This is a genomic window from Eudoraea sp. (assembly GCF_039969275.1).
GTDB lineage: Bacteria > Bacteroidota > Bacteroidia > Flavobacteriales > Flavobacteriaceae > Eudoraea.
In genome coordinates, this window is record NZ_JBDVOC010000007.1 from 417,960 (window position 1) to 443,902 (window position 25,943).

The 25,943-nt window shown below is 41.7% G+C and carries 21 protein-coding genes; 13 read left to right on the forward strand and 8 right to left on the reverse strand.

Going from position 1 to position 25,943, the window contains the following annotated elements; translation table 11 throughout:
* Positions 1-137: 137 nt before the first annotated feature.
* From ABJH90_RS06455 to ABJH90_RS06470, 4 genes are all read right to left on the reverse strand, one after another.
* A complete protein-coding gene (locus ABJH90_RS06455; protein ID WP_348137677.1) occupies positions 138-1,139 on the reverse strand; it encodes an alpha/beta hydrolase in 1,002 nt (333 codons plus the stop codon).
* Positions 1,140-1,176: 37 nt separating this feature from the next.
* Positions 1,177-1,731 (reverse strand): carboxymuconolactone decarboxylase family protein, encoded by a 555-nt coding sequence (locus ABJH90_RS06460; RefSeq protein WP_348137679.1) that lies wholly within the window; start codon positions 1,729-1,731, stop codon positions 1,177-1,179.
* Between the two features lie 98 nt (positions 1,732-1,829).
* Positions 1,830-2,390 (reverse strand): TetR/AcrR family transcriptional regulator, encoded by a 561-nt coding sequence (locus tag ABJH90_RS06465; RefSeq protein ID WP_348137681.1) that lies wholly within the window; start codon positions 2,388-2,390, stop codon positions 1,830-1,832.
* A gap of 84 nt (positions 2,391-2,474) precedes the next feature.
* Positions 2,475-2,873: a hypothetical protein gene (locus ABJH90_RS06470; RefSeq protein ID WP_348137683.1), complete on the reverse strand. Its 399-nt coding sequence runs from the start codon at positions 2,871-2,873 to the stop codon at positions 2,475-2,477.
* Positions 2,874-3,032: 159 nt separating this feature from the next.
* Here ABJH90_RS06470 and ABJH90_RS06475 point away from each other — a divergent pair, with 159 nt between their 5' ends.
* The 13 genes from ABJH90_RS06475 (at position 3,033) to ABJH90_RS06535 (ending at position 21,100) form a co-directional block, all read left to right on the forward strand.
* Entirely contained in the window at positions 3,033-4,211 is a 1,179-nt protein-coding gene (locus tag ABJH90_RS06475; RefSeq protein WP_348137685.1) for an aldose epimerase family protein, read from the forward strand.
* A gap of 35 nt (positions 4,212-4,246) precedes the next feature.
* Positions 4,247-5,185: a dihydrodipicolinate synthase family protein gene (locus tag ABJH90_RS06480; RefSeq protein WP_348137687.1), complete on the forward strand. Its 939-nt coding sequence runs from the start codon at positions 4,247-4,249 to the stop codon at positions 5,183-5,185.
* An 11-nt stretch (positions 5,186-5,196) separates the two neighbouring features.
* Positions 5,197-6,780, forward strand: coding sequence for an aldehyde dehydrogenase (NADP(+)) (locus ABJH90_RS06485; protein WP_348137689.1), 1,584 nt, complete (start codon positions 5,197-5,199; stop codon positions 6,778-6,780).
* A gap of 14 nt (positions 6,781-6,794) precedes the next feature.
* On the forward strand, positions 6,795-7,802 hold the full coding sequence (locus ABJH90_RS06490; protein ID WP_348137691.1) for a 4-hydroxyproline epimerase: 1,008 nt from the start codon (positions 6,795-6,797) through the stop codon (positions 7,800-7,802).
* 1 nt (position 7,803) lies between these two features.
* The gene (locus ABJH90_RS06495; protein ID WP_348137693.1) at positions 7,804-9,054 is read left to right on the forward strand and encodes an FAD-dependent oxidoreductase; all 1,251 of its coding nucleotides are present in this window, start codon (positions 7,804-7,806) and stop codon (positions 9,052-9,054) included.
* 44 nt (positions 9,055-9,098) lie between these two features.
* Entirely contained in the window at positions 9,099-10,220 is a 1,122-nt protein-coding gene (gene galK / locus ABJH90_RS06500; protein WP_348137695.1) for a galactokinase, read from the forward strand.
* 58 nt (positions 10,221-10,278) lie between these two features.
* A complete protein-coding gene (locus ABJH90_RS06505; RefSeq protein WP_348137697.1) occupies positions 10,279-11,565 on the forward strand; it encodes a Gfo/Idh/MocA family oxidoreductase in 1,287 nt (428 codons plus the stop codon).
* A gap of 18 nt (positions 11,566-11,583) precedes the next feature.
* Positions 11,584-13,716: a PQQ-dependent dehydrogenase, methanol/ethanol family gene (locus ABJH90_RS06510; RefSeq protein WP_348137699.1), complete on the forward strand. Its 2,133-nt coding sequence runs from the start codon at positions 11,584-11,586 to the stop codon at positions 13,714-13,716.
* Positions 13,717-13,770: 54 nt separating this feature from the next.
* A complete protein-coding gene (locus tag ABJH90_RS06515) occupies positions 13,771-14,697 on the forward strand; it encodes a DUF5996 family protein (protein ID WP_348137701.1) in 927 nt (308 codons plus the stop codon).
* Positions 14,698-14,812: 115 nt separating this feature from the next.
* Positions 14,813-16,306 (forward strand): amidase, encoded by a 1,494-nt coding sequence (locus tag ABJH90_RS06520; RefSeq protein WP_348137703.1) that lies wholly within the window; start codon positions 14,813-14,815, stop codon positions 16,304-16,306.
* A 247-nt stretch (positions 16,307-16,553) separates the two neighbouring features.
* Entirely contained in the window at positions 16,554-17,291 is a 738-nt protein-coding gene (locus ABJH90_RS06525) for an NYN domain-containing protein (protein ID WP_348137705.1), read from the forward strand.
* Positions 17,292-17,330: 39 nt separating this feature from the next.
* Positions 17,331-19,397, forward strand: coding sequence for a glycoside hydrolase family 127 protein (locus ABJH90_RS06530; RefSeq protein ID WP_348137707.1), 2,067 nt, complete (start codon positions 17,331-17,333; stop codon positions 19,395-19,397).
* On the forward strand, positions 19,394-21,100 hold the full coding sequence (locus ABJH90_RS06535) for an arylsulfatase (protein ID WP_348137709.1): 1,707 nt from the start codon (positions 19,394-19,396) through the stop codon (positions 21,098-21,100). The genes ABJH90_RS06530 and ABJH90_RS06535 overlap by 4 nt, the downstream gene beginning before the upstream one ends.
* A 45-nt stretch (positions 21,101-21,145) precedes the next feature.
* Here ABJH90_RS06535 and ABJH90_RS06540 read toward each other — a convergent pair whose 3' ends face one another.
* The 4 genes from ABJH90_RS06540 to ABJH90_RS06555 all read right to left on the reverse strand — a co-directional run bounded on the left by ABJH90_RS06540 (position 21,146) and on the right by ABJH90_RS06555 (position 25,931).
* Positions 21,146-21,793: a hypothetical protein gene (locus ABJH90_RS06540; protein ID WP_348137711.1), complete on the reverse strand. Its 648-nt coding sequence runs from the start codon at positions 21,791-21,793 to the stop codon at positions 21,146-21,148.
* An 84-nt stretch (positions 21,794-21,877) separates the two neighbouring features.
* Positions 21,878-22,330 (reverse strand): GNAT family N-acetyltransferase, encoded by a 453-nt coding sequence (locus ABJH90_RS06545; RefSeq protein WP_348137713.1) that lies wholly within the window; start codon positions 22,328-22,330, stop codon positions 21,878-21,880.
* A 147-nt stretch (positions 22,331-22,477) separates the two neighbouring features.
* Positions 22,478-25,489, reverse strand: a complete 3,012-nt coding sequence (dnaE, locus tag ABJH90_RS06550) for a DNA polymerase III subunit alpha (protein ID WP_348137715.1) — start codon at positions 25,487-25,489, stop codon at positions 22,478-22,480.
* Positions 25,490-25,574: 85 nt separating this feature from the next.
* Positions 25,575-25,931, reverse strand: coding sequence for a four helix bundle protein (locus ABJH90_RS06555; protein WP_348137717.1), 357 nt, complete (start codon positions 25,929-25,931; stop codon positions 25,575-25,577).
* Positions 25,932-25,943: the final 12 nt, after the last annotated feature.

The window sequence follows — 25,943 nt, forward strand, 5'->3', positions numbered from 1 at the left end:
TATTTTATTTTATCATTGATATGCCTTCATAATAACTTGGAAAGACATTTCTTCTTTGTGAAAAATTTATTTGTGGTTTTGAAATTTGTTCAACCTCTGTTTTACTTTTAACAATTTTAGTTGCTTTCATTATTTTCCTATTTAATGTTATTTCTCGATAAGAAAGAGCTTATAAAATGTGCTATTTCATCTCCTTTTTCTTCCAGCGCAAAGTGCCCGGTATCCAGTAAATGAAACTCCAGATTATTAAGATCCTTTTTGTAAGGATAGGCCCCATCAGCAGGAAAGATGTAATCATTTTTTCCCCAAACAATTAATGTTGGTGGTTGAAACTCTCTAAAATCGGCCTGCCATACAGGATATAGCGGAACATTGGTCCGATAACTATAGAATAATGCCAACTGAATCTCATTATTCTGAGGACGGGAGATATGACGTAAATCTAATTCCCAATTATCCGGGCTTATAGCCTCAGGATTTTGTGTTCCATGAGTATACTGCCATTTTAAACCATCCGGAGAGTGAAACCCTTCCAAGGGTTTGCCATTTTCAAGGTTATATTCATTCCAGTATTTCTTTATCGGGTTCCAAAAATCCTTTAACCCTTCATCATAGGCATTTCCATTCTGTACTATAAATGCGTCGACTCTTCGTGGATCATTATGGAAAATTCGGTATCCTATTGGAGCTCCATAATCCATAAGGTATAAGCTATAGGTATCCACTTGTAAAGTATCTACAAACTCCTGAACTAAATTAGAAATGTTCTCAAAGCTATAATCAAAATCTTCCAAAGCCGGCTGTTCACTTCTTCCGAAACCTGGATAATCCGGAGCCAGCAAATGGTAATCATCTGCGAGGTCTTTAATTAAATTTCTAAACATATGTGAAGATGTCGGGTATCCATGTAATAATAAAATGGTAGGAGCATCCTTTCTTCCTGCCTCCCGGTAAAAGATTTCTATCCCTTTAATTTTAATTGTCTTATGCAGTACTTGCGTATAGTCTACCTCGTTTTCAATAGTAACAGTTAAATTACTTTTTGTACTGGTCTGAGCAAAAACGGATAATGATGTTAGGAACATGGCTAATAACATGAATCCTTTTGTTTGTAATATTGTTTTTCTAGTAGTTTTCATTTTCAATAATTTTAAATTGTTATATGATAAGGTTTGATTAAACTATTTGTAATTGATCAATATTTTTTGCTTTTGGAAAATCAATTTCGAAGCCTCCATTGTGGAATACGTAATTAGTAATTGTAGTTAATGCAACTACTGCAATTAATTCTGCAAAGGCAGCTTTGCTATATCCTGCTTCCAGAAAATTCTGGATGACAATGTCAGATGGATGTCCTCTATGCTCCACCATTTGACTGGCAAGTGTTACCAGTGCATTAATTTTTGGGTCCGCAATGCTATTTGTCCTAATGTTTAGTGTTTCGTCTTCCGTAAAACCATTCATTTTTCCAAGAGCGGTATGGGCAGACAAACAATACGCACAACCATTAGTTTGTGACGTTGCCAAGGCTATTGCTTCATATTCTTTTTTAGAGAATTCACCGCTTTTAATTATTTCTGAAAAGTTCAGAAAGCCTCCCAATAATTTATCCGATACCCCCATGGAGCTATAAAGATTGGGTAGCATGCCAATGCTTTTTTTAATATTTGTAAATATTTCCTTTGATTGTTCATTTGCTTCCTCGAAACCTATTGCTGTTAAAACTTTCATTTCTATTTATATTTAATTGTTATTAATTATTCTATATTCTTTAATCATTATTATTTATTTATCGTACAGACAAGTCTGTTTTCTAATTTTAAAAAAAATTACTCTGCCAATAGTTTCCTTAGTGTACTCTCAGCCGAATTCACCGGCCAGGAATTTTTTTGAATTTGTGCCAGGATAATGGCTCCTTCCATGATGACCATAATCTCCTTAGCCAAAATTTCTAGTTCTGTATTGTTATAATTCTCTTCCTTTAATTCCTGTCTCAGCCAATTGAGTAATTCATTCTTATGAAGCAATACCTGATCTGCTATTGAATTCTGACCTTTCGGAAGATCAGTGACAATATTCTGGAATCCACAACCTCTGTATTCTACCTCTTCTAACCAATCTTTAATATACCCCAATGCTCCAATTATTTTATCATTCCCACTTTTTTTATCCGATACAAAGTCTGAAAGATTACCCATCCACATCTTATGTCTGCGCTGTAAGTATTCCACAGCAATCTCTTCCTTAGATCTGAAAGATTGGTACATACTGGATTTAGCCACACCCGCCTCTTCAATAATCTGGTTGATCCCGGTTTGATTATAACCCTCAAAATAGAACAACCTGGAAGCCGTTTCAATAATCCTTTCTTTTACACTTTGCTTTTGCATGGGACAAATATATGTATAATTTAAAACGTACAAACAAGTCTGTTCGTTTTTAACGTTTATTTAACATTATTTATTGATATATAGCTATGGAACTTGGGGGAACCCTTCTGACATACTGACATTTTTACCTGCTTTCTTTCTCTTAACATAGTATTTTCCACTTTTTTTGGAAAACAATTCAATACTAACACCAACGGTTACCCCTCCCAGGACCGTTACCCCCAAATCGCCATTATCCCATTTACCTCCATTACTTTTATCAATAACCTCCTTGGTTAGGCCTGCTAAAAGACTAGCGGCCACAGAACCGGTTACCGTCCAAAAACGATTCCTTTTACTTATTTTTGAAGCGATTAATGCCCCGGCTGCCCCCGAAAATGCGCCTGCTGCAAAATGAAGGGCTTTATCTTCCTCAACTTGTGCCTGTAAAGAAAATTGAACAAAAAATAACAGGACTAATATCTTAGTACAAAATCGATGCATCCGACTAAAATAAGCATATAATTTCAAAAAATGTTACCCACTCTCCCAATGAACAAGCCTGCAATCAAATTATAAGTACAATTCTGGCAATAATCTATTTTGTTACTCCCTTTCCTTTAAAGTTTTCGCTACTTTTATTAATCGAAAAATTAATTCATTATGAAGATCAATACCTTAAATTCTATAATTCTTATTTCGTTAATATTTTTAGGTTGTAAGGATAATAATAAGAGTAAAAAACCCGAGATGGAAGAAGAAAAGATTTCCTATGCCAATACAATAAATCCTGATGATTTTAAAGCAGTTATTGAAGGTGATAGTGTCAACTTATATACTCTGATAAATAAAAGTGGCGTAAGAGCCGACTTCACAAATTACGGACAGCGATTAATTGCTTTACATGTCCCGGATAAATATGGAAAAATGGGCGATGTAGTTCTGGGGCTTTCTACACTGGACACCTATATGAGTGGCGCTAAAAATAACTTTGGAGCTGTAATAGGCCGGTATGGAAATCGTATTGCAAAGGGTAAATTTTCTATTAAGAACACAAAGTATAAACTTGCAAAAAATAATGGGGAAAACCATTTGCACGGCGGTAATATTGGTTTTGAAAGTGTAATCTGGAAAGCCAGGCAAACTGCACCCAACCAAATTGAATTTACCCGCATTTCTCCGGATAAGGAGGAAGGTTATCCTGGTAACCTGGATGTAAAGGTTACCTATATTCTGTCAGATAACAATGAACTAAAAATTATCTATGAAGCCACCACAGATAAAACCACTGTTATTAATTTAACCAACCACTCCTATTTTAACCTTAAAGGGGAAGGCGAGGGTGATGTTAATGATCATGTAATGATGATTAACGCCTCTGCCTATACTCCGGTCGATGCCGGACTTATCCCTATCGGAACCATAGAAAGTGTTGATGGCACTCCCTTTGATTTTACCTCGCCGAAAACAATCCTCACAGACCTGGATAGCAATCATGCTCAAATGGTTATTGGAGGAGGTTATGATCATAATTTTGTACTCAATGAATCTCCAAAAAATAGTGAAGGACTTCTCCTGGCCGCCAGGGTTACTGAACCCACCAGTGGCAGGATAATGGAAGTATACACCTCAGAGCCTGGTGTACAACTTTACGGTGGCAACTTTTTAAATGGGAGCAGTATTGGTAAAAGTGGGAAACCTTATATGAAAAGAAATGCTTTTTGCCTGGAGACACAGCATTTTCCTGATTCCCCAAACCAGCCAAACTTCCCGAGCACTTTATTAGAACCGGGAGATAAATACAAATCCACAACAGTTTATAAATTCGATGTGGTAAAATAAGTAATTTTACATTTTACAATTAATTTCTGATAACTATGCAAGTACAATGGAAGGGTGTTATGCCCGCAGTAACCACGAAATTCACAGAGGCTGATACCCTGGATTTAAAGATGTTTGAGGTAAATATTAATGCACAGGCCCAGGCTGGTGTTAAGGGAATTATACTGGGAGGTACCCTGGGAGAAGCCAGTACGCTTTCAGATGATGAAAAGAGAATCCTTATTGAGACCACTGTTGGCATTGTAGATGAGAAAATTCCTGTTATCATAAACATAGCAGAACAATCTACCAAAGGGGCTATTAGGGCAGTAAATAATGCTGCGAAGTATGGTGCGAGCGGACTTATGATGCTACCCCCAATGCGTTATAAAGCAAATGATTTTGAAACGGTTACCTATTTTAAGGCTATTGCCCAAAGTACAGACCTTCCTATCATGATCTATAACAATCCTGTAGATTATGGAATTGAAGTTACTTTAGATATGTTTGAGGAAATGCTGCAATGCGACAACATACAGGCGGTAAAAGAATCTACGCGCGATATTTCTAATATCACCAGGATAAAAAACAGATTTGGAAATCGGTTAAAAGTACTTACAGGGGTAGACACCCTTGGACTTGAAAGTATATTAATGGGGGCCGATGGCTGGGTTGCTGGCCTCGTCTGTGCATTTCCACAGGAAACCGTTGCCATTTATGAATTGGCAAAAGCCGATAAAACTGTCGAAGCCCTGGAAATCTACCGCTGGTTTTTACCGCTGTTGGAACTGGATATAAGCCCACAGCTGGTGCAGAATATTAAACTAGCTGAAGTTGCCACGGGAATAGGCACGGAAAATGTGAGAGCTCCCAGGCTTCCGCTGCGTGGAGATGAACGCCAAAGGGTTTTAAAAATTATCGAAGAAGGAATGAAATCCAGACCAATATTACCAGATTATAAAACCTTGAACAAAACATCTTATCATTCTGCATAACGAACAAAACTATGATCACAGGAAAAAATTATATTGGAAATAAACACTCTGCCAATGGCAACAAGACCTATAAAACTTTTAACCCCAAATTAAATCTGGAGAACGAATGGACTTTTTATGAAGCCACAGAAGAAGAACTGAATGAAGCCGCAAAACTGGCCTCAGAAGCTTTTGAAAGTTATAGAAATTTCTCCGCCGAACGCAAGGCCGGCTTTTTAAGAGTTATTGCTGATGAGATAGAAGCCCTCGGTGATTTGCTTATTGAAACCTATTGCCTTGAAAGCGGACTGCCCGAAGGCAGGGCTAAAGGGGAACGGGGGCGCACCGTAGGCCAGTTAAGAACTTTTGCCAGCACTTTGGAAGATGGTTCCTGGGTCGAGGCCAGTATTGATACTGAGCTGCCAGACAGGACTCCTGTACCAAAACCGGATATAAGAAAGATGCTTTTCCCTATGGGGCCAGTTGCGGTATTTGGTTCCAGTAATTTTCCACTGGCTTATTCCACCGCAGGTGGTGATACTGCCAGTGCACTTGCAGCTGGCTGTCCGGTTATTGTAAAGAGCCATCCTATGCATGCAGGAACCGGTGAACTGGTAGCCTCAGCCATTCAAAAAGCAGCAAAAAAAACAGATATGCCCAATGGGGTATTTTCCAACCTGAATAGCAGCGGAATAGAAGTGGGTCAGCAACTTGTTAAACATCCGGTGATAAAAGCGGTTGGATTTACCGGAAGTATCAGAGGTGGAACTGCCTTGTACAAATTAGCCAATGAGCGTACGGAACCAATTCCAGTTTTTGCAGAAATGGGCAGCATTAACCCGGTGGTGGTATTGCCGTCTGCCCTCGAAGAAAAAGGAAGTTATTGGGCAGAACAATACGCGGGATCCATTATGTTGGGCGCAGGGCAATTTTGTACTAATCCCGGACTTATTTTAGGCCTGAAAAGTGAAACTCTGGATACCTTTATCAGTTCCCTGGGGAAAGAAATTGCGAAGCTGGAGCCCAGCTGTATGTTACACCCTAATATTTACAGTAATTACGAAAAAGGGAAGCAAACTGCTGCTGCCCTTACCGGTACGAGCCCAATAGCAAATTTTGAAACAGAACCCCAACCCTATTTTGCCCAACAGCTTGTACTTACAACGGAAGGGAAAAATTTTCTGGAGAACCCTAAACTACACCAGGAAGTATTTGGCCCCTTTTCAATTGTTGTTCAATGCGAGGATGCCCACGAGCTCACAACCATACTAGACCATTTAGAAGGTCAACTTACAGGTACCATTTTAGGAAATGAACAGGAAGTAGGAGAACATGCAAAGGTGGTCGCTGCCCTGGGAAGTCGGGTTGGCCGGATTATTTTTAACGGCGTTCCCACCGGGGTGGAGGTTTGCCCCTCTATGGTGCATGGCGGACCATTCCCCGCTTCAACAGATAGCAGGTTTACGGCAGTGGGGCCTTATGCGATAAAACGTTGGGTAAGGCCAGTGGCTTTCCAGAGCTGGCCCCAGGATTTTCTGCCTGATGCCCTTAAAGATGAGAATCCCCTGCAAATTTTACGATTGGTAAATGGGGTTTATACTGATGCAGCGATTTAACAGACCACGGGCCAATGGCTATAACTACTTTTAAATGCATTGATGCTCATACTTGCGGCAATCCCGTGCGGGTTGTGGCTCAGGGCGGCCCCGATTTGAAGGGCAGGAACATGAGTGAAAAGCGGCAGCACTTTTTGGAATCTTATGACTGGATTCGTAAAGGCCTTATGTATGAACCTCGTGGTCATGACATGATGAGTGGCAGTATTTTTTACCCTCCGGCAGACCCTGTAAACGACCTGGGTATCCTATTTATTGAAACCAGCGGCTGTTTGCCTATGTGCGGCCATGGTACTATTGGTTCCATAACCATTGGAATTGAAGAAGGGCTAATACACCCTAAAATTCCTGGAAAAATTCGTATGGAAACCCCTGCAGGTTTAGTTGAAGTTGAATATCAGCAAACAGCTAAAAAAGTAGAATGGGTAAAATTCAACAACGTAAAATCTTTTCTTGCAGCTGAGGAATTAAGTATTGAAAGCACTCATTTAGGCCATTTGGTATTTGATGTTTCCTATGGCGGGAATTTTTATGCCATTATTGATCCCCAGAAAAACTTTAGCGGGCTGCAGGATTACACCGCCACGGAACTCATTCAGTATAGCCGCGAAATACGGGAGGCTATCAATACAAAATACCCCAATAAATTTATACATCCGGAAAATAAGACCATCAGAGATGTGAGTCATATTCTGTGGACCGGTAAGACCTTAGCGCCAAATGCCACGGCCCGGAATGCCGTTTTTTATGGGGATAATGCTATTGATCGTTCGCCCTGTGGCACGGGAACTTCAGCCCGGATGGCCCAATGGCATGCAAAAGGCCTCCTGAAACTGGGTGAAGATTTTATCCACGAAAGTTTTATCGGGTCCCAGTTTATAGGACGTATTGAAGAAGTTACTACTTTAGACAACAAAACGGCTATAATCCCCAGCATTAAAGGATGGGCCAGGGTTTATGGTTACAATAGAATAAACATTGATGATGATGACCCATTTGCAGAGGGGTTTCAAGTAATTTAATATGAGTAAACGCATAATTATTATTGGTGGAGGGATTGCCGGTTTGAGTTCTGCCTATTATCTTAATAAGTCCGGTCATCAGGTGACCGTTATAGATAAATCTGACATTACTGCCGGGGCTTCTTTTGTGAACGCAGGTTATATTACTCCAAGCCATATTATTCCGCTGGCTTCTCCGGGAATGATCGCCAAGGGTATTAAATGGATGTTTAATTCGGCAAGTCCGTTTTATATGAAACCACGCTGGGACCCGGATTTTTTCAGATGGTCCTGGTATTTTCACAAGTCTTCGTCCCCTGCCAAAGTTGCAAAGGCCATTCCGGTGATTAAGGATATTAATATCTTAAGTCGAAACTTGTTTGAAGACATCTATGCCTCCGGTGATCTAGGTGAATTTCAACTGGAACGAAAAGGTCTGCTAATGTTGTACAAAACAGACAAAGCCGGGGAAGATGAAATGGACGTGGCACAGAAAGCCCGCTCTCTTGGCCTTGAAGTAAAAAATTTGGACCTGGCCCAACTAAAAAAACTGGAATCCAATGTAGAATTAGATGTAAAAGGAGCGATTCATTATGAATGCGACCGCCATACCACGCCTACTGAATTTATGCCCAAGATGGTGAAATATCTCAGGGGAGCCGGCGTAGATCTAAAAACCAATGAAGAAGTGCTGGAAATTTCAACTTCCGGAGGCAGAATCACCGAAATAAGAACCTCCAAAGCATCCTACAATGCCGACGAAGTGGTTTTGGCGGCAGGTTCCTGGAGTGGTAAAATTTCCAAACAACTGACTATTGATCTCCCCTTGCAGGCAGGAAAAGGATATTCAATTAATGTAAAAAAACCAACGGGGATAAGTATTCCCGCTGTACTTATGGAAGCCAAAGTAGCCGTGACGCCTATGCAGGGTTTTACCCGTTTTTCCGGAACTATGGAATTCTCTGGTATTAATGATGCCATTAGAAAAGAGCGTGTTGAGGCCATTGCGAGGGCCACAAAAAACTATTACCCGGAAATAGAAATAAGCATGGAAGACAAAGCAAATGCTAAAAGCGGGCTCCGTCCGGTAAGTCCGGACGGCTTACCTTATATTGGTAGAAGTAAGATCTATGGCAACCTTATTTTTGCAACGGGTCACGCCATGATGGGCTGGAGTCTTGGGCCAGTTACCGGGAAATTCGTTTCGGAAATTATTGACAATAAAAAACCCGCAATGGATATTGCACCATTTGACCCCGAAAGAAAATTTTAAGATTAAAAGCAAAAGATCTCAATTGACAAATAATGTGACAAATAATGGCTGACAAGGTTTTGGATAAAGTGATTGTAGATTCTCCGGGGAGGATCAATATTATTGGTGAGCATACCGACTATAACCTGGGATATGTCCTGCCCACGGCCATAGACAAGAGAATTCGCTTTACACTTGAAAGAAATAATACTGACACCCATTGTGAAATTAGAAGTAAGGGATATGAAAAGCCACTTATTGTAGATCTTAAACATATTGCCCCGAGCAACACCCAATGGGAAAATTACATCCTGGGAGTGTTGTATGAAATTTATAAAAGAAATAAGGAACTGAAAGGATTTCAATGTGCTATAGAAAGTGATCTGCCGGTTGGTTCGGGGGTCAGTTCGTCGGCTGCCCTGGAATGTGGTCTGGCCTTCGGGCTGAATGAACTTTTTGACCTTGGGTTGTCTAAACACGAGATCGTGGCGCTGTCCCGGGATGCGGAACACAACTATGTAGGCACCAAGTGTGGGATAATGGACCAATTTGCTTCAGTAATGAGTAAAAAAGATCATGTGATCCTGCTGGATTGCAAAAGTATGGAGCATACCTATGTACCATTTGTGATAGCTCCCTACAAGTTGGTTTTATTAAACAGCAATGTTTCTCACAGCCTGGCCAGTAGTGAGTACAACACCAGAAGAAAAGAGTGCGAAGAAGGAGTAACCATCCTGCAAAAACAATACGCCAATGTAGCATCGCTCAGGGATGCCAATCTCAAGATGATCGAGACTTGTAAAATGGCTTTGAATCCGAAAGTGCTGGATAGATGTACATATGTGTTGGAAGAAAACAACAGGGTTTTGGATGCTGTAGAAGCTTTAAAAAAGGGAAATTTAAAAACCCTAGGGGCTTTGATGTACCAAACGCACGAAGGCCTGCGAACTTTATATGAAGTAAGTTGCAGGGAGCTCGACTTCTTAGTGAACTTTTCAAAAAATATATCGGAGGTTTTAGGTGCCCGGGTGATGGGTGGTGGTTTTGGTGGATGCACCATCAACCTGGTTCATGAAGATGCAGCAGATGCATTTATTAAATCGGCATCTGAAGCATATGAAAAGGAATTTAATATTAAACTGACTTCTTTTGAAGGGTATCCCAGTGCCGGGACCACACTCTTATAACTTCGGATGGAAATAGTGACACTTTTTTTTGTACTTTAAAAGTGCAAAAAACATTACTATGAAAGCACCTAAACACAACCGTCGGGAATTTGTTAAAAAAAGTAGCCTGGGCCTTTTGGGATTAACCCTCCTACCCTCGCTGTCAGGGAAAGTAGCGGCAAGTGACCGACTTCGTGTGGCCCATATTGGAGTTGGTGGCATGGGGAACAACCATATGAAATGGTTCGCTGGTTTAGATGAAGTAGAGGTGGTTGCCCTTTGCGATGTAGATGAATTGCATTTAGCCGAGAGCTTAAAAACTTTGGAAAGCCTGCAATCGGGACCTAAAGTGAGTGGTTATAGGGATTTCAGGAAGATTTTAGACCGAAAAGATATCGATGCCATCACCTGCGCTACCCCGGATCATTGGCACAGCCAGATTGCCACATTGGCTTTCCAGGCTGGGAAAGACGTATATGGCGAAAAACCACTTTCATACGATGTAAAAGAAGGGCAATTATTACTTAAAAACCAAAGGAAATACAATCGTGTTTTTCAATTGGGAACGCAAATTCATGCCACAGATAATTACCACAGAGTAGTTGAATTGATCCAGGCAGGGGCCATTGGAAAAGTCCATACGGTAAGGCTGTGGAAAACTGGTGGACCTCCGGATTTGACCGAGACTGTAATCAAACCTATTCCCAAAACACTGGATTGGGATATGTGGCTGGGACCTGCGCCCTATGTAGATTATATTCCTGCAAAATGCCATTTTACCTACAGGTATTTTATGGATTATTCTGGCGGGGTATTTGCCGATTTCTGGTGCCATATTGCCGATGTTGTTTACTGGGCAATTCAGCCAAAAGGCCTGAAGAGTATCTCAGCCAGAGGGGAAGTAGCTGATGGGATAGCCAATACACCAAAGTGGATAGACGTGGACTATGAATTTCAGGATTTGAAACTGTTCTGGACTTCCACTCCCCCTGATGTTCCCGGTGCGGCAGACAGAGGAATAGGTGCTTATTTTGAAGGCGAAAAGGGCACCCTAATTTGTGATTATGAAACCCGGGAGATTACCATTAACGGTGAGACCGTTACCGATATTCCTGAAATTCCAAAAACCCTGCAACGTTCACCCGGCCATCAGCAGAATTTTGTAGATGCGGTAAAATCGCGTAAACCTTCAGAATCAAACCTGTCCTATGCCAGGGAGATGACGCTACCCATGCATTTGGGATTAATTTCCTGGCAGCTAAATAGAAAGCTCGAGTGGAATGCTGAAAAAGAAAAATTTATTGGGGATAAGGAAGCCAATACACTGCTCTCCAGAAAACCCAGGAAAAAATGGGATTTAGCGTAACTAAAAAACCAACCAACCGTGAAAAAACTTTTCAGATTTCTATTTGGTATTGTCTTAATTTTATCATTAACCAGCTGCGCCACAGATCCGGCACCAGGCTCAAAAGAACATATCACTTCTGTTACTAATAAGATAGATGAGCATAGCCTTCTGGCTGCCGATGAAAGCCCCGGAAATTGGCTCAGTTATGGGAAAAACTATAAAGAAGACAGGTTTAGTCCATTAGCCCAGATCACCAAATCCAATATAGATAGTTTAGGATTGGCGTGGAGCATAAATCTGGGAACCAAACGTGGAATAGAAGCAACGCCAATTGTGGTAGATGGTATTATGTATGTTTCGGGACCCTGGAGCGTAGTATATGCCATAGATGCCAGAAAGGGTGAACTTATCTGGACCTATGATCCTAAAGTTCCCAAAGGACATGGCGAAAAGGCTTGTTGTGATGTGGTGAACAGAGGGGTCGCCATCTATAAAGGTATGGTTTATGTAGCCTCTCTTGATGGTCGCTTAATCGCTATAAATGCAACCACAGGTGAACAATCCTGGGAGGTGCTCACCGTTGATCAGAGCAGAGGATATACCATAACAGGAGCGCCTAGAATAATTGACGGAAAAGTAATCATAGGAAATGGAGGAGCGGAATATGGAGTTAGAGGCTACATCTCTGCCTACGATGCCCTAAGTGGAGAGCAGCTTTGGCGGTTTTATACTGTACCCGGTAATCCTGCAGATGGTTTTGAGTCTAAAGCCATGGAAGATGCTGCAAAAACCTGGACCGGAGAATGGTGGAAATTTGGTGGTGGTGGTACGGCCTGGGACGCTATGGCTTATGATCCGGATTTAAAGCTTTTGTACATTGGCGTAGGCAATGGTTCTCCATGGAATAGGGATATCAGAAGTCCGGGAGGAGGTGACAACCTATATTTATCCTCCATTGTGGCTTTAAACCCTGATGATGGAACATATCAATGGCATTATCAGACCACCCCTGGTGATACATGGGATTATACAGCAACCCAACATATTATTTTAGCTGATCTCGATATAGAAGGTACAGGCCGCAAAGTGCTGATGCAGGCTCCTAAAAACGGGTTTTTCTATGTGATAGACCGCACTAACGGGGAATTTATTTCTGCTGAACCCTATGTTTATACGAATTGGGCAAAGAGTATCGATAAAGAAACTGGCCGGCCAATAGAAAGCAGTTTTAGCAGGTATCCAAATATGAATTCAGAAATATCGCCATCGGCATTAGGAGGACATAACTGGCAACCTATGGCTTTTAATCCTGTTACCGGATTAGTTTATATCCCCGCACGTGAAAATGGTATGTTTTACGGGCAACCTGCCAACTGGAAACATGAAGAGGACGGAAGAAGCTGGAACACGGGTTCAGATTTTGACCCGGAAAAAAAAGTCCATGAAGATCTGATGGCCAGAAGAGGTTTTGGTAAACTGATAGCCTGGGACCCTATAAAGCAAAAGGAAGTATGGAATGTAAAACAACTCACCCCATGGAATGCAGGAGTTCTTTCCACGCGCGATTTTGTTTTTCAGGGAACTTCAGAAGGCGACTTTGTAGCTTACGATGCCGTTACAGGAGAAAAAGTTTGGTCCTATCCATTAGCAACCGGAATTATTGCCCCTCCCATCACCTATGAAATAGATAATGTACAATATATCACTATCCCTGTAGGTTGGGGTGGCGTAATGGGACTCTGGACGAAGTTTACAGAACAGATAAATCCCGGTACCATTTATACCTTTGCCCTGGGCAGGAATGAACCCATGCCCTTTTTTGATAAAAAGCCAGCTCAGCAACTGGTGGACCTTGATTTTGAAGCCACCACGGCTCAAATAGACCATGGCCAAAAATTGTACCTCAAGTATTGTACCCACTGCCATGGAGGTGGTAATCTTCCCACGGGTGGCGGAAGTATTCCTAACTTAGCTTATTCCCAACCCGAAACCTTAAACATGATAACACAGATTGCCGGGGAAGGTATTTTTCTTGAAAAAGGAATGCCAAATTTTGGTGACCGATTATCTAAAGAAGATATTAGTAATATTAAAAATTATATTTTGAATGATGCTAAAGAAAGGAGAGAAGGCCAGACAAAAAATGAACAAGTAAAGTCGCAACATTAATTATTAAAAAGGATAGCAATCTTTAGATGATTTAATCCTATGGAAAAACAATAAATGGAAACTGAAAAACTACCAGCATTACCTTTTGATGAATGGACCGAAACCAGGGTAACCGTTCATTTACTACTCCAAATATTGGGTAAGACCAGACTGAAATCAACCACCAGAAAAAACCATTGGTGGTACATAACACTCTACGTTACCCCTAGAGGCTTTGGTACCTATAGCATCCCCATAAATGATGGGTTGGACAGTTTTGAAATGGAGTTTAATATAAAAAGAAAAGCGGTTATCATTTCTCGAAGTTCTGGTGAGGATATTGTATTATCACTGGATAATAATCCTACAATTGGCGATTTTTATAACGGATTTATGGCTGAATTACATGGTATTGGGGTATATCCAAAATTTATTGATAAACCATTTGATGTGGGCATCGAAAAACATTTTAATGAGATTACAGAGTACCACCATTATGATTGGAAATATATTAACACCTTCTGGAAACTCATGTTGTGGAATAGCAACGTTTTTAAGGAATTTAGTGGTCGTTTCTACGGCAAAACCTGTCCCGTTCATATTTACTGGCACCACCTTGATTTGGCGGTAACCCGATTCTCGGGGAAAAAGCTTCCTCCTATGGATAAATCTGCGAGGATTTTGGAAAAAGAAAGTTATTCCCATGAACAAATTAGCTTTGGATTTTGGGTGGGCGACACTAATGTACCAGAGCCTATGTACTACGCCTACACCTACCCCTCCCCTGTTGGGGTAGATGAGGAATCTCTTCAACCAAAAGGGGCATTCTGGCAGGATAGTAATGGTAGCCCTATGGGCCTGTTGCGATACGAAGATGTTAAGAATTCAACGAACCCGCGAAAAGCTTTACTCGATTTCCTGGAAAGTGCATACCAGGCAGGTGCCAAAAGGGCAAAATGGAATATAGATGAGCTCACTGTACCGGATTTAGATCAACTTTAAACAGAGAACAATATATTTTTATCACTTAAAACGGGGGTAAGATGGGTACTCCATCTAATGACACTTAGGTTGCTTTTGCCCTGGAATAAGGGAATTAAAATACTTAAAAACCACTATGGATCGAAGAAAATTTATAAAGAATACCGCAGCTTATGGTGCTGTACTTTCCGTACCCTTCCCTTTTTCGAATACACTTTTTGCAGCTAATCTTTCTTCGGATCTGACCGATCTCAGCGCTTCTGACCTTTCAGTCGCAATAAGAACAAAACAGGTCAGTTGTGTGGAGGTTATGCAGGCATATCTGGAGCGAATTCATCGGTACAATCCGGTATATAACGCCATTGTAAGTATGGTTAGTGACGATGAATTATTGAGTCAGGCAAGACACGCAGACCAGGCCCTGGCCCAAAATGAATATTGGGGATGGATGCACGGCATGCCTCATGCAGTAAAGGATTTGGCACCAGTGGCGGGCCTGCCTTACACAAGTGGATCGCCCATGTTTGCTAAGCGCATAGCTGAAGAAGACAGTGCTTTGGTGGCAAAAATTCGAAACCAAGGTGCCATTTTTATTGGTAAAACAAATACTCCGGAATTTGGTTTAGGTTCACAGTGCTACAATCCAGTATTCGGGACTACGGGAAGTGCTTACAATCCGAAATTAACCTGTGGTGGTAGTAGTGGAGGTGCAGCCTGTGGTTTAGGAACACGTATGCTCCCTGTTGCAGATGGTGGTGATATGATGGGTTCCCTTAGAAATCCAGGAGCATTTAATAATGTAATAGGTTTCAGACCGAGTACAAATGTGGTGATGGATGAAGGGGATGCGGAAAACAGGCTTCTTTGGACCTCCGGACCTATGGGGCGAAATACCCGTGATACTATTAAACTATTACAGACGATCTCACGTAATCCCGATTTTGATAACTTAATTCCCCTAAGCTTCAATAAAATAAAAATTGGCTGGATGGGCAATCTCAATAATTATTTGGCGATGGAGCCCGGAATAATAGAATTATGTGAAGCCAGTCTTGCAGACATAGGCACTGCCGGGGCACAGGTGGAGTCGATGCAGGCCAATTTTAATATGTCAGATCTATGGCAGAGCTGGACCGTCCTTCGTCATTATGGGCGTATGGATATGCTGGATTACTATGAGGATCCAGACACCCGGGGTTTGCTAAAACCAGAGTTGATCTGGGAAATTGAACAGGGTCTGCGTTTTAATGAGAAAGATGTAGAGCGAGCAAATATGATTCGCACAAAATGGTACGCCGAATTAGACAGAATGTTTGGTGAATATGACTTCCTGGTTTTACCCACCGCACAAGTATTCCCATTTCCAAAAGAGATACACTGGCCTAAACAAATAAATGGGCGGGAGATGGACACTTATCATCGCTGGATGGAAGTAGTTATTTTAGGCAGTCTGGGTGGCATTCCGGTAATTAATGTCCCGGTGGGATTCGATGCGCAAGGCAGGCCAATGGGTATGCAGGTCATGGGTAAATTCGGAGATGATAAAAAGGTATTGGAGTTTGCATTGGCTTATGAACAGATCATTGATCATTTAGGCAAGAGACCGGAATTAATTGCAGTTGATGATTAGAATTCTCTTGTAATTAAACAGGTACCTTCGCAAAATTCAGAGGATTACACTATGAAATTCTTTGAAAAATTATTCTTGTAGGTAACAACCAATTAAACTTTCCCGTGGGTGTAAAGGATTGCGTATCTTAGAGCCAGAAACCGCTTTAAGTTCCTGCAGTGTTTATTTAGTTGTTTGGCAATTAACATCAAAGAGAAAACGATATTAAATCCTCAAATTAAATAAAGTTGAATCAAAATAAAATAATATGAATTTCAATCTAGCCGTACTAATCGACGGTGATAATATTCCGTCAGCATATATAACAGAGATGATGGAAGAAATAGCCAAGTATGGTAACCCCACGATAAAAAGGATTTATGGTGACTGGACCAAACCTCGTTTGACCAAATGGAAAAATCTACTCCTTGAGAATGCGATAACTCCCATTCAGCAATATGGATATACAACAGGAAAGAATGCTACAGATTCAGCAATGATAATTGATGCTATGGATATTTTGTATTCGGAAAAAGTACATGGCTTCTGTCTGGTATCCAGCGATAGTGATTTTACCCGCCTGGCCACCCGTCTAAGGGAAGCGGGAATGCAGGTAATAGGAATTGGAGAAAAAAAGACGCCAAATCCGTTTATTGTCGCATGTGACAAATTTGTATACATTGAAATTCTGAAAAACCAATCTAAAGAAGCAGAACCTGAAAATCAAAAAACTTCATCTAAAGATACTGTCGATAAAATTACTTCAAAGGAAATTAAATTAATTGCCACAACTATAAACGACTTATCTGATGACGATGGATGGGCTTTCCTGGGAGATGTCGGCAGTTTGCTGCAGAAGAAACAACCGAATTTTGATCCCAGAAACTACGGTTTCCAGAAATTGACTCCTTTAATTAAATCAATTGGAAAATTCGAGATAGAGCAAAGAGAGAGCGCTAAAAGTAGACATAAATTAATATTCGTCAAAAACAAAAACAGGGCATAAAATTACTTACTTGAGTTACTCCCATTATCTGCCGGAAATATGAAAAATAAAAGTCTAAATCTTTTTGTCGATTGGTCGTCGCTGATCTTTAAGGCCTTCCTTGAAAAGCAGCAGGGCTGCAGATACTTGCCTTCCATTTTTCTAGAATGTCTTTTAGTCACGGGGCTATTACTTACGGTTTCCTGCCAGGAAAAAGAAGTTAAACCCGATCTAGCTAATGCCTCGCCAGCCATTTTAGACTACCCTATTCAGCCTGTGCCTTTTACGTCGGTACATATCCAGGACGATTTCTGGACCCCTCGTTTGGAAACCAACCGACAAGTAACCCTGCCCTATAATTTTAAAAAGTGCGAGGAAACCGGAAGGCTTAGAAATTTTGCCATTGCCGGGGGACTGGAAGAAGGTGAATTTGAGGGTATTTTTTTTAATGATTCTGATGTGTTTAAGGTAATAGAAGGTGCCAGTTATTCGCTACAGGTACACGACGATCCCGAGCTCAAATCCTTTCTAGACGACTTAATTGCAAAGATCGCTTCGGCTCAGGAAGCCGATGGTTATTTATATACCAACCGCACTATAGATCCGGAAAAGGCGGCGGACGGGGGAGGGGCCGAAAGATGGACGAATCTTCAAACCTTCCACGAATTGTATAATGTGGGACATCTGTATGAAGCCGCAGTGGCTCATTATCAGGCAACGGGTGAAAGAACCCTCTTGGACGTGGCCCTTAAAAATGCCGACCTCGTGGATGAGGTGTTCGGACCCGGGAAAAACATGGGCGTGCCCGGACATCAGGAAATAGAACTTGGGTTGGTGAAACTCTACCGTGTCACAGGAGAAAAAAGATATCTGGACCTGGCCAAGTTTTTTATAGATCAACGCGGAAATGCCGAGGGACATAATACTACTGAGGGGAAATATGCAGGAAAATATCAACAGGATCATGTGCCACTTGCAGAACAGGAAGAGGCTGTTGGGCATGCAGTAAGAGCCGGATACTTCTACGCTGCAGCTACTGATGTGGCAGCCCTGACAGGTGAAACCGCTTATGATGAAGCGCTGGATAAAATTTGGAATGATATTGTACACCAAAAGATTTACATTACCGGGGGCATTGGCGCCGAACCCAAGTATGAAGGCTTTGGTCCTGATTATGAGCTTCCAAATGCGACGGCTTATACAGAAACCTGTGCAGCCATTGCACTAATGCTATGGAATGAACGTATGTTCCTCAAAAGCGGTAAGGTAAAATATATGGACGTTTTTGAGAGAACCCTTTATAATGGTTTTCTTGCCGGTGTCTCTTTCGAAGGCAATACCTTTTTCTATCCCAACCCTCTGGAAGCCGATGGGTTTACCAAGTTTAACCAGGGGGTTTGTGGCAGATCACCCTGGTTTGATTGTTCTTGCTGTCCGGTAAACGTTGTCCGTATTTTACCTTCACTTCCGGGCTATATCTACACTACCAGGGGTAACGAAGTATATGTAAACCTGTATATGGGTAACAAGGCTGAGATTCCCATAGGAGATCAAATCCTGCAAATGAGTCAGACCACAAATTATCCCCGGGATGGAAAGATTGAACTGGAAGTTTTGAATAGTGAAGCCGTAGCTGCTGATTTTAAATTAAGGGTTCCGGGATGGGCGAGGAATGAAGTCATGGATGGAGACCTATATAAATATACTGACAGTTATACCCCTGCGATTAGCTTAACTGTAAACGGAGAAACCAGGGATCCTGTAATTGAAAATGGCTATATTACTCTGGAGAAACGCAGCTGGCAGCAGAACGATAAAATAATTATCTCATTTGAAATGCCTGTCCGCAAAGTAATAAGTAATGATCTTGTATTGGCCAACAAAGGTAAAATAGCCTTAGAACGGGGGCCATTGGTCTATTGTGCTGAGGAAGTGGATAACCCCAAAGGTGTCCTGAATACCTTGGTGCCAGCAGATGAAGAATTTACCTATTCTTTTGAAACAGGCTTACTTGGAGGACTTGGTAAAATTGAAAGCCCCACCCTTACAGCCATCCCATATTACGCCTGGGCACATCGGGGAAATGGTGAAATGGCAGTTTGGATAAATGAAACTCCTGCTCAATGAAAAGAACAGCTTTTTTCTTAATACTGGTTTTTCTAACCATTTTTCAAAGCTGTGAATCGCCCAAGGAAATACACAAAAAGGAGATTCCTCCAAATATTATCCTGATACTGGCAGATGATATGGGATATTCCGATATTGGCTGCTACGGAGGTGAAATTAATACCCCGGCACTAGACCAACTAGCCGCAAATGGTTTACGGTTTACCCAATTTTATAACGGGGCTCGATGCTGTCCCAGCCGTGCCTCTTTACTTACGGGTTTGTATCCTCAACAAGCAGGCATAGGACATATGGAGTACGACAGGGGAACACCAGCATTCAGGGGAGATTTAAGTAGTAATGCAGTAACCATCGCAGAGGCTCTGAAAGGTGCCGGCTATTCTACCTATATGTCTGGTAAATGGCACATAACACCTTATGTTATTGAAGATCCAGATAAAAGTAATTGGCCAAGGCAAAGGGGTTTTGATAAGTTCTATGGGATGATTTCAGGAGCAGGCAGCCATTATGATCCTCGATCTTTGGCAGAAGACAATGAATATGTGCCGCCAACAGAGAATTTTTACAGCACTACGGCTTTTACAGATTACGCAGTAAAAAGTATTGAAGGACATAAGGGGGAGAATCCCTTTTTTCTTTATTTATCTTATCCCGCATCGCATTGGCCCATGCAGGCACCGACTGAAGCCATTGCCAAATATAAGGGCCAATATGATAATGGTTGGGATGAAATGCGAAAGGCCCGTTTTGAACGTATGAAAAAAATGGGATTGGCTAATTCAGATTGGGAACTAACTCCACGGGATTCTTTTGTGAAACCCTGGTCTGATAAACTCGCGGATAAAGAGTGGGAGCTTGCCAATATGGAAACCTATGCCGCCATGACAACATTAATGGATGAAGGTATTGGACAGGTGGTGGATGCGCTTAAAGCCAAAGGACAACTGGAGAATACAATAATTTTTTATTTGCAGGACAATGGCGCCTGTGCCGAAGAGCTGGATTGGATAAAAAACAGGCCGGATGAAAAAGATGTTGCGGCTCTGGCTGCGGATGAAGTACAAACGGAGATGATCCCTTTTGCCAGCCGGGACGGGAAGCCTGTAAAAATAATGAAAGAAGGGTGGCCTGGACCTTCGGACGGGTACACGGCCTATGGCCTCAACTGGGCAAATGCCAGTAATACCCCTTTTAGGGAATACAAACATTGGGTGCATGAAGGAGGGATTGCCACTCCATTAATTGTGCACTGGCCCTCAAAAATTAAAACGGGTGGGGAATTCAGAAAAAATCCAACCCATTTAATAGACATCATGGCAACCTGTGTTGAGCTGGGTGGTAAAGCATATCCTGTTAACTACAATGGGACTTCAATTCAGCCTATGGAGGGTAAAAGTTTAGTGCCTCTTATGGAGGGTAAAGGTCTGGAACGAGAGGCCATTTATTGGGAACACGAAGGTAACCGGGCAGTTCGTATGGACAAGTGGAAATTGATTTCCAAAGCGAGTAAAAAGAACTCTTATATCTGGGATAAAACAGATGAGTTGGAATTAGCAAATTGGGAACTGTTTGATATGGAAACGGACCGTACAGAAATGCATGATTTAGCAGGAACGCATCCTGACCTGGTTAGTAAAATGGCAGAAATGTGGCTGGAATGGGGAAAACGAACGGGTATTATACCCAGACCTAAGAAAAAATAGCTCCGATAGTTAAACCAACTAAAATGAGAACCATTATAGAAAGACTTAGTCCTGTTCTATAATATTATACCCCTTAAAGGCTGTCCAGGCCAGGGCGACTTGTAACAAGGCTATAATTACCCCTATCTTATCTGTAATGCCATGAGGTTCGCCCATATAAAAGAGGACTATCTGCACCGGAATTGGTGCCAATAAAAGTATTGCCCAGAATTTATTTTTTTTAGTTCTTTTGGCCAGAAATGAATGCTTGCGGTCTTCCAGTATCACATTTATCACGAAAGCCCCTATCAAAATCATAAAAGGGATGATTATAAAGGAAAGATCTAAATGAATGTTCATTGTATCTCCGTGAAACATATAGCCCTCTCCCACAAAGACCTCATAAAAGGAGTTGGCAATCATACTGCCATACCATACTGCCAAGAAAATGTAGAATACTATCCTGTTTTTTATCCAGTAAAAGGAGTACATAAGCACCAGAAATAAAAGTACATTTATGGCTACATAATAGAAGTCACCACCAATCCCATTACCGTAAAAGACTGTACCAAAGAAATTGGCACCCCATTGGTAGGATTCCCCATCGGCAATTCCCCGGATAAATGGGAGCCAGCTGGTCGCAAAAGTAAAACTGGTAAGGATGAGTAAGAGGTTCAGTTTCTTAAAAAAACGATGATTTTTTTTGGTTTCCATAGGTTACTGTTTCTATAAAAGATAGCAACTCCCTAAAAATGTTACAGTTAAACTTTATGCTTTTAAGTACGAACTACAAAGAGATTAAGCTCTTGGCAGCAAAAAAGCTATTTTGCGAATGCCGTTGGTAGTATCGTATTCCCTTACTTTTCTAAAATGAAAACCATAGTACAAATCTTTGGCCGGTTCATTAGCCAGGCCGGTTTCTACAGTAATAGTTTTTGTAGTATAGGTATCCAGTACAAATTGGACCAGGGCACTGCCTATCCGCTGCCGAAAAAAGTTAGGGTGCACCACCAGACTTTGAATATGGGTGTTGCTTTCATCTGCTTTTACCTCCACAACCCCAGCTAAAGTATCCTCCACGTAGTAACCGTAAAACGCATTTTTACTATCTAAAAATTCCTTTACTGTTCTTTTAAGGGGCGGAAAATCTGTAGCATTTAAAAGTTTAGCTTCTATAGCGTAGGAGGCCTGAAAAACTGAGCGGATAGCATGGGCTACATGCTGATTTTTATGATTTAGAGTCCGGATCAATTGGTGGTCTTAATTAGGTGCATTATCATTCTGGCTTTATAAAAGTTACAGCAGATTAGAATCTTTTTCCCTATTTCCTTTTATGAATTAAAAGCAGGGAAACCGCTGGTTTTAAAAATACATAATATTTCTTATCCTCAAAAAATGCTAACTCTGTTTTTTGGGTGCTGTCAACCGTCTTTTATTAGCGGTCTTCATATCTGCATACCTGGGGTCCTGGATCACTTCCTGCTTTTGCATCTTTATGGTCTCTATGCTTAAAAAGTCAAACTCACTTACTACCCTGCCGTAAAACCGGTAAATGCCCCTGCCCCTAAAATAATACTTGGCAGCCACAGGGGGGAAAAGGACCGTATCAAACACCTCTCCATGCTGGTCCACACAGGTGGCAAAATGCATGCGTTTTCCCGTATGCGTATTCGTATTCTTAACGGTAACCAAATAGCCATAGATATCTATATTCCTGTTTAAATACCGCTCCAAATCCCTACTGCCATTTGCATTTTTAGGGGGTTCCTTTAACAAGTGAAAAGGAGAACACAGACAAAACCCCAGCAACTCCAACTGGGTAAAGGCCATCTCCAGGTCTGTAGTATGCAGGCGGGGGATCTTAAATTTTTGATGGGTGGGTGGGAACAATTTTGGGTGGTCTACTATAGTGCCTTTGGAAAGAAACAAATGCGCCTCCCACAAGAGTTTGTGCTTATTAATTTTTGTAAATCTAAACGCGTTTATACGAATAAGGATACTCAACTGTTCTATGGAAATAGGTACCCGGTCTAAAAAATCTTCCAAAGAAGTAAAGACCCCATGCAGCTGCCGCTCCTTAAGAATACGGTCCATCACCCGGCTCTCCAGTTCTTTTAAATACATATAGCCCAGATAGATATCTGTACCATAAATGCAGTTTACCGCAAAGCTCTTGTTTATACAGGGCGCATGTATGCTTGCTCCCATCATCCGGGCTTCGTGCACATAAAATTCGGAACGATAAAAACCACCCCCATTGTTAAGAACCGCCACCAGATATTCGAGAGGGTAATAGGCCCTTAAAAACAGGGTCTGATAACTCTCCACGGCATAGGAGGCAGAGTGCCCTTTGGCAAAAGCATAACCGGCAAAACTGGCTACCTGGTGCCAGATCTCGGAGATCAGCCCTTCTTCATAACCTTTTTTGCGGCAGTTGTCCATAAACTTGTCCTGCACCTTCTGGAACTCCTCCCGGGAACGGAATTTTCCACTCATGCCCCTTCGCAGCACATCGGCCTCGCCGAGGGTAAGTCCGGCAAAATAGTGGGCCACTTTTATAACGTCTTCCTGGTAGACCATAATGCCATAAGTCTCAGGCATAATATTTAGCATCACCGGGTGGCCCTTCTCCTCTGCCCTGCCCTCTTCACGATGCCGCAGAATGTATTCGCGCATCATCCCGCTCTTGGCCACCCCGGGACGGATAATGGAACTCGCCGCTACCAGGCCCAAATAATTATCTACCTCCAACTTTTTTAGGAGCATCCGCATGGCAGGCGATTCTACATAAAAACACCCCATACACTGGGCGGTTTTTATGAGCTGGTTAATATGCGGGTCCTCTTTAAATCTTTTGATATTATGGATGTCTATTTTTTGAAACTCCTCTGGATTATTAAGTTGCAGGATCTGCAGTGTTTCCTTGATCTTTGCCAGGCCTCGCTGGCCCAAAATATCAAATTTATAGAGGCCTACATCTTCGGCAATGACCATATCAAACATAGCAGTAGCAAAGCCCTTTGGCGGCAAATGCGTAGCCGAAAAATAGTGGATGGGTCTTTGGGTAATTAAGATCCCCCCCGCATGGATGCTCAGGTAATTGGGAAAGCCTTTTATTAACTGTCCGTATTTTAATACCAGCAGCGATACCTCATCTAATTGGGAAAGCTGGTAGTGCCTATCGCTTAGAACATCAATTTCTGCTTTTGGAAGTCCAAAGACTTTCCCCAGCTCGCGTACAATGCCCTTATGTTTAAAGGTAACATAGGTGCCTAAAAGGGTGACATGCGCAAAACGGTCAAAAATATACTGGGTAATCTCTTCCCTGTCTCTCCATGAAAAATCGATATCAAAATCGGGCGGGTTGGCCCGGTAGAGGTTAATAAAGCGCTCAAAATACAGGTCGAGTTCTATGGGATCTACGTCGGTAATACGAAGCAAATAGGCCACAATGCTGTTAGCGCCACTGCCGCGTCCCACATAGAAAAACCCTTTTTCACGGGCCTTGGAAACAATGTCCCAATTGATTAAAAAATAGGAAACAAAGTTCTTTTCTTTAATGAGGCCCAACTCCTTTTGGAGTCGCTCCCGGATAGGCTTGTCCACCACGGGATAGCGGTAAGGGAGCCCGTCATGGCACAATTGCTCCAGCAGTTTTTCATCTTCTTCTTTGCTTCCCAAATAGGTCTGCAGGTTCTGGGGAGTGCGGTTTTTGGAAAAATCAAAATGGATGCTGCAGGAATTCATCAGCCATTCTGTGTTTTCAAGAATAAAGGGGAACTCTGTAAAGGCCGCGGCCAGGTTTTGAATGGGAAACATTTTTTCCTCTTCGCTGGCCTCTTCTTCCTTAGAGAGCTTGCTTAACAGTACATTCTTATCTATGGCCCGCAGCAATCGGTGCGCATTAAAATCGCGCTTATTCCTGAAAGTAACGGGTTGCAGCACCAGCAGTTTGTCTTTTTTTTCTACTAAGCTGGAGAAGGGCAGCCTTCTTAGATCCCTTATGGAAATTCCTATAAACTCCTGCTCCCGGAAATCGCTCTGGTCATTGAGCAGCACCTTTTCAAAGGGGTAGATTACGTAGGCGTGTTTAAACTTCGGAGCTCTTTGGGGGATTTCTTTTTCCTCGTGGAGGTGGACAGATAAGAAGGCGTTTAGTTCCTGGTAGCCTTTATTGTTTTTGGCAATGCCAACAAAACATTGGTTTGCCCCGTTTCTGAAATCGATTCCCAAAATAGGCTTTATGTTGTATTCCGGAGCTTTGCGGACAAAGTTGAGGCCTGCAGAAGTATTGTTGATATCTGTAAGTACCAGTTGAGTCACCTGGTTTTCCCGGGCGAGTTCTAAGAGGGCTACTTCGGAAAAAGTCCCGTATCGGAGGCTGTAGTAGCTGTGGCAATTTAAATACATAGCTGTATAAATTCCAAAACTCAAATATCAAATTCCAAGAGAACGGTTAATAAATTTAAAAGCTCAAATGTCAAATTATAAGAGATCATTTTTTATTGGAAGTCTTATTAATAATGGATGACAGTATATTTTTTAGTTCAAAGGCTTCGCTTATTAATTCTTTTGTTCTTTCCTTATGATTAGTATTCAACTCTTTTAAAAGTCTAAGCCAATACTCTGATTCTTTGGCTTCCTTCCTTGCTATTTTAAGCCTCATCACAAGATCTTTATCTCCTAATTTTTCATTAGCCTCAATGTAATTTGCACCTACAGACCCCGAAGATCTTATCAGCTGCCTTCCATCCTCAATATTGCTCAAGCTTTTGGGCAACGCTTTAACCAAAAAACGACAGTCTTTAGCAAACAAGTAGCTTCTTTTTTCCAGATCATATACCTTATTCATATCTCTCTTTTT

Excerpts from the sequence above, each read along its gene's own strand:
- ABJH90_RS06490 (WP_348137691.1), top strand. The coding sequence starts at position 6,795 with ATGGCTATAACTACTTTTAAATGCATTGATGCTCATACTTGCGGCAAT.
- galK (WP_348137695.1), top strand. The coding sequence starts at position 9,099 with ATGGCTGACAAGGTTTTGGATAAAGTGATTGTAGATTCTCCGGGGAGG.
- ABJH90_RS06515 (WP_348137701.1), top strand. The coding sequence starts at position 13,771 with ATGGAAACTGAAAAACTACCAGCATTACCTTTTGATGAATGGACCGAA.
- ABJH90_RS06485 (WP_348137689.1), top strand. The coding sequence starts at position 5,197 with ATGATCACAGGAAAAAATTATATTGGAAATAAACACTCTGCCAATGGC.
- ABJH90_RS06480 (WP_348137687.1), top strand. The coding sequence starts at position 4,247 with ATGCAAGTACAATGGAAGGGTGTTATGCCCGCAGTAACCACGAAATTC.
- dnaE (WP_348137715.1), bottom strand. The coding sequence starts at position 25,489 with ATGTATTTAAATTGCCACAGCTACTACAGCCTCCGATACGGGACTTTT.
- ABJH90_RS06495 (WP_348137693.1), top strand. The coding sequence starts at position 7,804 with ATGAGTAAACGCATAATTATTATTGGTGGAGGGATTGCCGGTTTGAGT.
- ABJH90_RS06455 (WP_348137677.1), bottom strand. The coding sequence starts at position 1,139 with ATGAAAACTACTAGAAAAACAATATTACAAACAAAAGGATTCATGTTA.
- ABJH90_RS06540 (WP_348137711.1), bottom strand. The coding sequence starts at position 21,793 with ATGGAAACCAAAAAAAATCATCGTTTTTTTAAGAAACTGAACCTCTTA.
- ABJH90_RS06530 (WP_348137707.1), top strand. The coding sequence starts at position 17,331 with ATGAAAAATAAAAGTCTAAATCTTTTTGTCGATTGGTCGTCGCTGATC.
- ABJH90_RS06505 (WP_348137697.1), top strand. The coding sequence starts at position 10,279 with ATGAAAGCACCTAAACACAACCGTCGGGAATTTGTTAAAAAAAGTAGC.
- ABJH90_RS06465 (WP_348137681.1), bottom strand. The coding sequence starts at position 2,390 with ATGCAAAAGCAAAGTGTAAAAGAAAGGATTATTGAAACGGCTTCCAGG.
- ABJH90_RS06460 (WP_348137679.1), bottom strand. The coding sequence starts at position 1,731 with ATGAAAGTTTTAACAGCAATAGGTTTCGAGGAAGCAAATGAACAATCA.
- ABJH90_RS06535 (WP_348137709.1), top strand. The coding sequence starts at position 19,394 with ATGAAAAGAACAGCTTTTTTCTTAATACTGGTTTTTCTAACCATTTTT.
- ABJH90_RS06470 (WP_348137683.1), bottom strand. The coding sequence starts at position 2,873 with ATGCATCGATTTTGTACTAAGATATTAGTCCTGTTATTTTTTGTTCAA.
- ABJH90_RS06475 (WP_348137685.1), top strand. The coding sequence starts at position 3,033 with ATGAAGATCAATACCTTAAATTCTATAATTCTTATTTCGTTAATATTT.
- ABJH90_RS06525 (WP_348137705.1), top strand. The coding sequence starts at position 16,554 with ATGAATTTCAATCTAGCCGTACTAATCGACGGTGATAATATTCCGTCA.
- ABJH90_RS06520 (WP_348137703.1), top strand. The coding sequence starts at position 14,813 with ATGGATCGAAGAAAATTTATAAAGAATACCGCAGCTTATGGTGCTGTA.
- ABJH90_RS06555 (WP_348137717.1), bottom strand. The coding sequence starts at position 25,931 with ATGAATAAGGTATATGATCTGGAAAAAAGAAGCTACTTGTTTGCTAAA.